Source organism: Paenibacillus sp. 3LSP (assembly GCF_032465655.1).
In the GTDB taxonomy this organism is placed as follows: Bacteria; Bacillota; Bacilli; order Paenibacillales; family Paenibacillaceae; genus Fontibacillus; species Fontibacillus barengoltzii.
On sequence record NZ_JAWDJI010000046.1, the window covers coordinates 1 to 8,812 of the forward strand.

Genomic DNA, 8,812 nt, shown 5'->3' on the forward strand with positions numbered 1-8,812 from the left:
TGGTTGTTCCATCCCCAATCAGACCCGCCGAGGAAATCGGGAATATCGGTTCATGCTCCGAATCACCTAATACCGATACAGTATGATTTATCGCATCAATTCCAAGTATCTCCATCAAAAACTCTGTATTCGCATTCGAACTAAACTGAATCATGCCCTTAGCTATGTTAAAATACGAAACGCCCTTTCGGTTTGGTTGACTCTTACGAACCGCTCCTAGCCATTCCGCATGGGCGCCACCGTCGCACCCAGGAATGTAAAACCGATCCAACTGAGCCAATGGTATCTCTTGATTCGGATCTACTTTTCCCAGCCGGGTTTGCCTGACGAATTCAATGGCAACCATGATTTTCAAAACGCTTGCCAGCGGCATTTTCTGATCGGATTGGTACGCAATGATTGGATTTCCGTTTTCAACAAAGCAGCAGGACACCTGTTTCGGATGATGTTTGATAAATTTCAACACATCCTCTTCATTTTTCTTGTCATCTCTATTCTTAATAACCAAGATTGAAAGGAAAAACAGCAAAATGATTAGTACGATCAATCCGATTGCTATCGTCCAAGCCGTCATGAACTGCAACACTCCTTATCGATGAATAGTGACGTGATTGATTTCGCAGTTTTCATCACAGTGATTGATAGGAAGCAGATTTCTCCTTGAAGCAATGAAGTCATAGACAAGAGCGCCTACTCCTATTTTACTGGACAGATAAAGAAACGGAACAAAAAGCCAGAGGGGTGCAAGCCTTGAACTAATTTGAATAACAGAATGTATGCCAACTTTCATCGTGTTTTTATTCGATACTCTCATGCTGTGCATCCGCTTCTCCACTTCTGCAGAGTCTAAGTTGTATTGTTTGATGACTTTGGGGTCCCGAAAGCTGATGTAGCGAAGTAATCCCAAATAGTCAAGTCTGCGGAGGTTGCGCATAATGCTTTGGCACATCGGGCACCACCCATCATAAAAGATAACGATCCTGTATGGATAGAACCACTTTCTTCCAACGCTTCTTCCCAATCTCATCCAACTTACCTGCAGTTTTCTTCCGAACAAAACGATTTTTTTCAGCCCTTTTCTATATTCCTCATCTGTAAAAACGATAAGTTCCATCATCATCATGATCAGTGAAAAGGTTAATAATCCCATTCCTATAGCGATTCCCGTATGAAAAACGATCATCCCGGCAACAACGAGAGGTTTCAGTTTTTTGTTTAAGAGACAGAAAGGAAATGCGATTTTGATGAAGACACTGAAATACGTACCAAGAACCATAAGCCACAAATGATTATCAACCATATACTTAAGAAAAGGTCTACTGAACTCATTCACTTGCGAAATATAGTAAATAGCCGTTCCGTTCTGCCATAAATCACCCATTATCTGATATAAACCAGAGAAAAAATACAGGATACATAATTGGACGATGCAGAAGAATACAGAAAAATTATGAAAAATGGTTAATACTTGATATACAAATGTATCCCTTTTTCGTTCCCTGTTTTGTTGAAAACGGGCGCTATCAAAAGAAAAGTATGCAGTGGAATTGGAAAAGATCAATAAAAACAGACATATGATTAATAAATTATCGCCGCCATCACCGATTTGACCGTATCGTATATGAAGCGAATAAAAAAATATAAAATTCAGCAGTGCAAAAATTCGTCCTTTAAAACCGAGCAAATATACGAACGAAACAACAATCCCCAAATGATAGATGATATCAAAATAAATCAGCGAGTCGCTTAGGTTGTACAGGGAAAAGAGACTTAACTTTAATTCATCGCTTAGTACAGACATTCCCCGGGAACTAAATAAAAAATGTCTTTGTCCGTAATGGATGAAATACTGATAAAGTAGGATAAGCCCTATTGAAATTCGTAAAAGAGAGGTTCCAATCAGAAACCTGTCTGCGACCATGAAATTACGGAAACGGGAGAACATCATGATCAATCTCCCTCCACTCATAAATTATAAATTTTTCCTCTACCCTATAATTTTCATCATTTCTTTTTGAATAAGGAACGGCATCTTGCTGACCGGTCATAAACTGAACCGAAAGAACTCTTTTGTCCGGAAATGCCGCCTTCGCATAAGCGGAAACATAACGGTATGTCATCCTCTTTTGATCTTCAATATGCTTATTCATTTTTTCGTCAATTCGATCATAGAGTGGACTGTCATCTGTAATGGTATTTAGAAGCTCGTAGGTTAATTCATCATGTCCGCCCAACTTCAGCTCATGCACATACCCTGATCCGAGTCGGATCAGGCGATTATATGGGGAAAACAAAGTTTCTTCGTTCTTCTTAAGCATGGGCGAAACCATATCCAGCCACTTACTTTCGACAATCTCGTTTTTCCCCGGTTCTGTATATCTGACCTTCACATAAAGCTTAAAGTTAGTAGTCACAGGATTGGGCGCAAATAAATGCCAATTTTGCTGAAAAAACGGAGTAACGTATGCATTAATTTGAGATTGCAATTTAGCTGATATAGGATTGATTGGACCTGCGTGAAGAACGATTACGGAAAAATGAAACACTGAAAATATGGCCAGCAGTACAACCATTAAATTTAAGAATCGCTTTTTCCACCGTATTTGCAACTCCCCCACCATCCTCCCTCGGTGTTGTCCAATAGGAATATCTTGAGTTATAGGAGAGACTGAGACTTCGCGTCACAGCCTCCCCAATTAGATCGTTATTTCAGGTCAAAAATAGCTTCTACTGCTTCAGGATTTTCGGACGCAAGATCTGCCCCACCAACGTACATTGAAGCATCGCGGACTACCCTATCAATATCATCCGCATAATGCTTAACAGCCTCCTTGACATAAACCCAGCCTTTGGTCGCAGCTTGAGCCACAGCTCTTGCCGCTGCAGCCGCTGAGGCCGGACGAATATCTGCAGAGTTCTCAACCTTGATCTTCTCATTGTCCAGCTCTGCATCCACCGGAACAATGCTGTTATTCGCAGACACGGAGGCATGAGTTGTAATTCCGACAGCCGATAACAAAGCAAACGACAGCATGATAGCAGCAAGTTTCTTCATACGGTTCACCTCCCTTATAGAAGATTTGAGGTTGGCTCTATGAAGTGTTTCTAAATACATTAACGTGCTTAGTTCTACTTTTCTAACGCATTAAATTCAAGTTTTTTCAAAAAAAAGAACCTTTTCTCATTTGATACAAATCAAGTGATGATTATCCGATCTGTACAATTTTCTATAAATTAGAAGCCGCCGTATCAGCCAGGATCATTCCGGAATCGAAGCGGAATACCGGTGCCGCGGCTTTCCCAGCAGGGGGGCCTCCGCCAAGACGTTTATCCCCGGAAGTCGCCCGGCAGGAGCCGGTATGTCCCCTCCCTGGCAGAACTAGAGTAAAGGGCAGATAATTTCTGCCCCTCCTCATCAAACCGTACGTGAGGTTTTCCCTCATACGGCTCTCCGATGTTCGTCATTCATGTGCATGCAGATTTTACACGGGGTCTTGGCTCCTCCCGCGACCGGACTTTCACCGGCTAGAAGATGCGTGCTTAGCTGGGTACGCGCCGCAAAAAAAGGGACTCCTTAAGATGAAAATCATCATCTGGAGTCCCTTTATTCCGTATTCAGGCTGATCCCTGCCTGTGAATGACCTGCCGGAGATTTCGTAAGCGGCCGGAGGCAGCAATGACGCGGGTACTTGGCTAAAATCCGCTCGTTTACTGCACGGGCAGTGCGGACAAAGCCTGCTGCACGCGGGTTACACCCTGCGACAACGCGTTGCCGGCCAGGGCCGCGGAAGCCACGGCGACCGTTTCCAAAATCTCCGCATCGGTCGCTCCCTTCGACTTTGCCTCCTCGGCATGGTAGAACGTACAGATTTCGTTATTGGTGGACAAAGCGATCCCGAGCGCGATCAACTGCTTCGTTTTAGCGTCCAGCGTGCCGTCCGACAGGCTTTCGCCAGTGAACGTATGGTACGCTTCCGTTATCTTCGGCAAGGCTTCCCCGAAACGGTTGATCTCGTCTTTGTAAGCTTTTATTTTATCGCTGACCAGCGACATGGCGGAACATCCTTTCCTGTAGAGGATATCTGCAAAAACGCTCACTTTATACGATGTCCCGACCCGCAAAAAATATGCTTAATCCAGCGGCGAAATCCTAGGCTCGCTCGCAGGCTGGTAAATGTAATTGCGATCCAGCTTGACCACGTTGCGGTTCGGCTTGCGGATTAACACGTGCGTGTCGTCCCAGGCCACTACGATCCCCCGCACATCGTTTTCCGGAATGCCGTCGCGTACGACGCGCACTTTTTCTCCGGACAGCCGGTATTGATCCAGCGCTTCATCTGATATCATCGAATTTCCCACCTCCTGATTTAGGGAACAACCTCTATTATACTAGTTATCTTCTGCAATGCCGCTTTGCACCATTATCCCTTTTGTTCAGGGTGCATAGATCGAGGTTGGTCGAAGCGAAGCCACCGGACGGATAGCAGGGACAGACGAATTAGAAACGTAAAACGGGTTTTTAATCCAATCCGATCCCATCCGACAGCGGTAACGCTATCCTATCCGCCTCCAGCCTGACGCATAGGCTTAAGTCCGTCTCATGATCGAACCGTTCGGTTTCGCCGCCAAAATTTCTTCTTCGAGACGGTCTTGTTCTCTGCTACCTGATTAAACGGGATTATCGTTCAAAGCCGGACAGCGAGGGTTGACCTGACGCCAAGCGCAAAAAAAGCCCCGCCGGCGAACCAACGGGACTTCGAATGCCTACATCAACCGGTACGGCGCCGCCGTTAAGATCAGGCCGCTTGCGGAATCAGCACGGTAACCGCTTATCGCGAAGCATGCTCCCGGCTGTCGTTCGTTTCGAACCAGAAATCAAGCACTTTGGCCGACATCACTCTTTGCTCCAAATACCCTACTTGTTGCGGGCTGAACTGTTCCTTCCAGGGCACATCGAGCTCTTGGCAAAGCCCGGCTATCGTTAACAATTGCGACCATGCTACATAGCGTTTGTACCAGAAAAACTGGGGATGTTCAAGCATATAGGGATAAAGGTCATCAAACTCGGTATGTTTGCAATCCAGGGCACGTTCAAAAGTTACCTTCGCTTCGGACAATTTCGAAAGAAAAAACTCCGCGTCTACTGCCAATTCTTTCCCCATTCTTTTAGCCTCCTCTCCCTAGTAATCCTCATTATAGCGAAAAAACGGGGGCCTGCAAAGGATTAACCGTAATTTGGCTGCATTTTCTTCGCCCGGTTGTCCTTAGTCCGCGAACCTGATTTGTCCACCCTCCAACGATGCGATGCGGGCCAGCGTCTCCAGACGGATCCCCTGCTCTCGAATCGCCTGGGCTCCGGGCTGGAAGCATTTCTCAATGACGATGCCCGCTCCAACCAGTTCTGCCCCGGATCGTTCAATAATTCGGATCAATCCCCGAGCCGCGTCGCCATTTGCGATAATATCGTCAATGAACAATACCCGGTCGTTCTCTCCAAGAAAATCGCGGGACACCAGAATGTCCGTCACGATCCCTTTCGTAAACGAAGGGACGCGTTCGCACAGCATGTCCGGCTCTGCCAGCAGCGTTTTCTTCCGCCGCGCGAATACAAGCGGGACACCTAACTCATAAGCGGTCGCAAACGCCACCGCAATCCCCGACGACTCCACCGTAATGACGCGCGTCACCCCTTGGTCACTGAATCGCTTGGCAAACTCCTTGCCCATCTCCATCGTCAGCTGCGGATCCACCTGATGGTTCAGCAGCCCGTCCAACTTCAGCACTTGGTCCGAGACGATAACCCCTTGCTCGACGATTTTTTGTTTCAACAATTCCATATCGTTTCCTCCACAGCTCATAATCTATAGCTTCGTCCAACAAGTCAGATTTCGAGTCCGCATCGGGAGCGGCTTGCTTGCGGCTGGGTGTGAGCGGCCCTATGCACTGGCAGGATCCGCCCCAAGCATACGTTCGGCTGAGCGTAACGGAACGTACAGCCCTTATTTTCCCATTTCCCGACTATTTCCCGCTCTAACGGAATCTAGAGTCCTTATTCGGTCATTTTGCCGGTCCATCCGCTGCATTTTGCCCCAATAAGGTCTACTCGTTCCGTTAGAATCTGAATAGTCGCTTCCTCCGGCAAATAACGTCTCTCCGTTCCGTTACGTGGACGAACCTGCCACAACCTTGCCACAGCTCACCGTTAAGCCAGAACTGCAACTGCTCCTGCCGCGCTCGAAAGATGACTTTTTGGACGACCTATAGGTTTTAAGTCATGTCCAGTTCTTGGACAACATACCTTGTACTATATATAGCACAAGAACCGGGGGGAAAACCATGAAAAATGCCGTAAAAGTTCTGCAGATCGCCTTCACCTACATCGGCACCGTCGTTGGCGCCGGTTTCGCGACGGGACAGGAAATTCTTCAGTTTTTCACCCGGTACGGCAAATGGGGCGTATTGACGATCCTGCTATCTACGCTGCTGTTCGTCTGGCTTGGCACCAAAATGATGTTGCTCGCTCGAACGATTCAAGCAGCTTCCTATGAAGACTTAAACCGCCGTTTGTTTGGCGAACGGATCGGCAGTGCGCTCAGCATTTTTACGTTGATCGTGCTCATCGGTGTCAATAGCGTGATGCTGGCAGGCGCTGGCTCCGTCTTTATGGAACACTTGGGCTTGCATTATCAGACAGGCCTATGGATCACTTTGATTGCTACCTATCTGCTGCTAGGCCGGGGAATCAAAGGGGTGCTGCAGTTGAACTCCATCGTGGTCCCGATGATGCTGATTCTCTCCCTCGCTATTATCACCAATACCGCGGGCTCGCCGGGGGCTGCTCGTTTTCTGTCGCTGGAGACGGATCATCCGCTGATCGCCGCTTGGGCTGCGCCGCTCATGTATGCAGCCTTTAACTTGTCCATGGCTCAGGCGGTGCTTGTGCCGATCGGCAGCCATACTGAAAGTCGCCGGGTGATTGTCCTCGGTGGTGTTCTCGGCGGCGTCGGCGTTGGCTTTATGCTAATGGCCGGTCATTTTGCCCTGTCGGCTTACATGCCGGGGATCGTGCAGTACGAAATCCCAATGGGCAGCATTGCCGAGCAGCTGGGAACCACCATTCAGCTGATCTATGTCCTGCTTATTTTTATGGAAATCTTCAGCACTTTTGTTGCCGACATCTATGGGGTGACCCTCCAACTGCAGCAACGGATTCAGGTCCCGCCGAAGCTGATTTCGGTTACGATTTTATGTATCTGTTATATCACCAGCCAGTTTGGCTTCAGCTCCCTCCTGTCGGTGCTGTATCCTGTGTTTGGCTTGTTCAGTTTGATTTGGGCGCTCATGTTAGGGATATATCGGCAAAAAGAAACCCCCAGGGGCTAACCCCGGGGGTCTTCTTGCTGCTTTTCGCTGACACTAGTGCTGCTCGACACAAGGATTCGATCTACATATGCACGATCTTGGCTTCCGGCAGCAAGGTTTGGACATGCCGAACCACATGCTCATGGCAAGTCATCATAATGAGTTGCTGGCGGTCCGCAACCTTCCGCAGCACCGACAACGCCCTCACCAAGCGGACTTCGTCAAAGTTGACGAACAGGTCATCCAGCAGCAACGGCAGCGGATGAGAACCCGATACCGCTTCGGACAAAGCCAGCCGCATCGACAAGTACAGCTGCTCCGCTGTCCCTCGGCTAAGCTGTGCGCTTTCGAGCGGACCTAACTCCGCATGCTCCGCCATCAGCTCCTGCGTGCCGATCTTCATGACGATGCGGCGGTAGGTGCCGCCGGTCATTTCCGCGAAGTATCCCGACGCGGCTCGCAGCACCGCAGGTTGCCGCTCTTCCTCGTAAACCCGGCGTGCACGGCCAATCAGTTCATGGCACACCGCCATCACCGCATACTGATCGAGACGATCGCGCAGAGCCGCCCGCTGCTCCTCCAATTGCTGCATCAGATCGTCCCGTAAACAGCGGGCGGCTAAGCTTTCCTGCTCCTGCAGCAAACGTCCGCGTTGCTCCTGGAGCTGTCCGAGCCAAGCTTCAGCTTGCGCCAGCTCCTGCTCCGCCGTGTCCAAGCGCTGGCGGAGCTCCGCTTCCTCCGTCGTCCGCAGCTGCTGCTCCAACTCCTCCCGCTTCGCTTCGTCCAGTCCTGCAAACAGCATCAACTCCAGCTGCCGCAGCTCCCGTTCCAAAGCTTCCCGCCGTTCCTTCGCAGCCCCAAGACGCAGCAGCTCCTCCCCGTCAGCTGCACCCGCTTCGGCGAGCAACGCCTGCTCCAATTCCCGCAATTGCCGCAACCGATCGTCTAAGCGCTGACCCTCTTCCTCCAGCGGTAACAACTGAGCGGAAAGCTGGTCGTGATGTTTCCGCGCTTCGAGCGCACTGTCCAGGCGTGATAAGGCTGCTCGCAGAACTGCTGCGGCCTGATCAGGGGCGGCTGGGTCTCCATAAGCCAAGCATTCCTGTTCAAACCGCTCGTTCTCCGCACGCAGCGCGGCCATCTTAACCGCCAGCCCATCCAAACGGGCCAGCCAGTCCCGTCCTTGCTCCGCGAGGCGGAACACGTCTGCTGCAGCCTCCGGGGACAGATCGGCGGACAGTTTTCGTTCGGTCAGCCACGTTTCCCACTGCCCGGCCAACTCCTCAAAGTTGGCTTCACGGCGCGTCAGCTCGCGTTCAGCAGCCGCGAGCTCGTCCCGGGCGGCGGAGGCCTGGCTCAAGGCGGCCTCCGCCTCGCCCTGAAGCGCGGCGTGGCGCTGATCCCACAGCAGCCACGCCTCCATCAACCGGCGCAGCTGCCGCTCCTCCTC

At 50.0% G+C, this 8,812-nt stretch carries 11 protein-coding genes; 1 reads left to right on the plus strand and 10 read right to left on the minus strand.

Annotated features, from left to right (window positions below):
- The 9 genes from RW092_RS02500 to RW092_RS02540 all read right to left on the minus strand — a co-directional run.
- Positions 1-574 (minus strand): serine hydrolase (locus RW092_RS02500; protein ID WP_316009426.1); only part of this gene is annotated, 574 nt, incomplete at its 3' end.
- Between the two features lie 15 nt (positions 575-589).
- Positions 590-1,948, minus strand: a complete 1,359-nt coding sequence (locus tag RW092_RS02505; RefSeq protein WP_254899709.1) for a DCC1-like thiol-disulfide oxidoreductase family protein — start codon at positions 1,946-1,948, stop codon at positions 590-592.
- Positions 1,926-2,573: a DUF5819 family protein gene (locus tag RW092_RS02510; protein WP_139817471.1), complete on the minus strand. Its 648-nt coding sequence runs from the start codon at positions 2,571-2,573 to the stop codon at positions 1,926-1,928. The genes RW092_RS02505 and RW092_RS02510 overlap by 23 nt, the downstream gene beginning before the upstream one ends.
- 131 nt (positions 2,574-2,704) lie before the next feature.
- A complete protein-coding gene (locus tag RW092_RS02515; protein WP_085278382.1) occupies positions 2,705-3,055 on the minus strand; it encodes a hypothetical protein in 351 nt (116 codons plus the stop codon).
- Positions 3,056-3,708: 653 nt separating this feature from the next.
- Positions 3,709-4,053, minus strand: a complete 345-nt coding sequence (locus RW092_RS02520; RefSeq protein ID WP_085279783.1) for a carboxymuconolactone decarboxylase family protein — start codon at positions 4,051-4,053, stop codon at positions 3,709-3,711.
- A 78-nt stretch (positions 4,054-4,131) separates the two neighbouring features.
- The gene (locus RW092_RS02525) at positions 4,132-4,347 is read right to left on the minus strand and encodes a hypothetical protein (RefSeq protein ID WP_270406205.1); all 216 of its coding nucleotides are present in this window, start codon (positions 4,345-4,347) and stop codon (positions 4,132-4,134) included.
- 482 nt (positions 4,348-4,829) lie between these two features.
- Positions 4,830-5,162, minus strand: a complete 333-nt coding sequence (locus tag RW092_RS02530) for a hypothetical protein (RefSeq protein WP_009222820.1) — start codon at positions 5,160-5,162, stop codon at positions 4,830-4,832.
- Positions 5,163-5,264: 102 nt separating this feature from the next.
- Positions 5,265-5,837 (minus strand): xanthine phosphoribosyltransferase, encoded by a 573-nt coding sequence (locus RW092_RS02535; RefSeq protein WP_316009427.1) that lies wholly within the window; start codon positions 5,835-5,837, stop codon positions 5,265-5,267.
- A 212-nt stretch (positions 5,838-6,049) separates the two neighbouring features.
- Complete coding sequence (locus RW092_RS02540) at positions 6,050-6,193, minus strand: hypothetical protein (RefSeq protein WP_316009428.1); 144 nt, start codon at positions 6,191-6,193, stop codon at positions 6,050-6,052.
- A 143-nt stretch (positions 6,194-6,336) separates the two neighbouring features.
- Here RW092_RS02540 and RW092_RS02545 point away from each other — a divergent pair, with 143 nt between their 5' ends.
- The gene (locus tag RW092_RS02545; protein ID WP_316009429.1) at positions 6,337-7,383 is read left to right on the plus strand and encodes a YkvI family membrane protein; all 1,047 of its coding nucleotides are present in this window, start codon (positions 6,337-6,339) and stop codon (positions 7,381-7,383) included.
- Between the two features lie 61 nt (positions 7,384-7,444).
- On the opposite strand, the gene RW092_RS02550 is transcribed toward RW092_RS02545, so the two are convergent.
- On the minus strand, positions 7,445-8,812 hold a 1,368-nt coding region (locus RW092_RS02550; RefSeq protein WP_410055503.1), incomplete at its 5' end, for an ATP-binding protein.

Bases quoted from the DNA above. Each gene is read 5' to 3' on its own strand.
- RW092_RS02510 (WP_139817471.1), bottom strand. From the start codon at position 2,573: ATGGTTGTACTGCTGGCCATATTTTCAGTGTTTCATTTTTCCGTAATC.
- RW092_RS02525 (WP_270406205.1), bottom strand. From the start codon at position 4,347: ATGATATCAGATGAAGCGCTGGATCAATACCGGCTGTCCGGAGAAAAA.
- RW092_RS02545 (WP_316009429.1), top strand. From the start codon at position 6,337: ATGAAAAATGCCGTAAAAGTTCTGCAGATCGCCTTCACCTACATCGGC.
- RW092_RS02515 (WP_085278382.1), bottom strand. From the start codon at position 3,055: ATGAAGAAACTTGCTGCTATCATGCTGTCGTTTGCTTTGTTATCGGCT.
- RW092_RS02505 (WP_254899709.1), bottom strand. From the start codon at position 1,948: ATGATGTTCTCCCGTTTCCGTAATTTCATGGTCGCAGACAGGTTTCTG.
- RW092_RS02535 (WP_316009427.1), bottom strand. From the start codon at position 5,837: ATGGAATTGTTGAAACAAAAAATCGTCGAGCAAGGGGTTATCGTCTCG.
- RW092_RS02530 (WP_009222820.1), bottom strand. From the start codon at position 5,162: ATGGGGAAAGAATTGGCAGTAGACGCGGAGTTTTTTCTTTCGAAATTG.
- RW092_RS02520 (WP_085279783.1), bottom strand. From the start codon at position 4,053: ATGTCGCTGGTCAGCGATAAAATAAAAGCTTACAAAGACGAGATCAAC.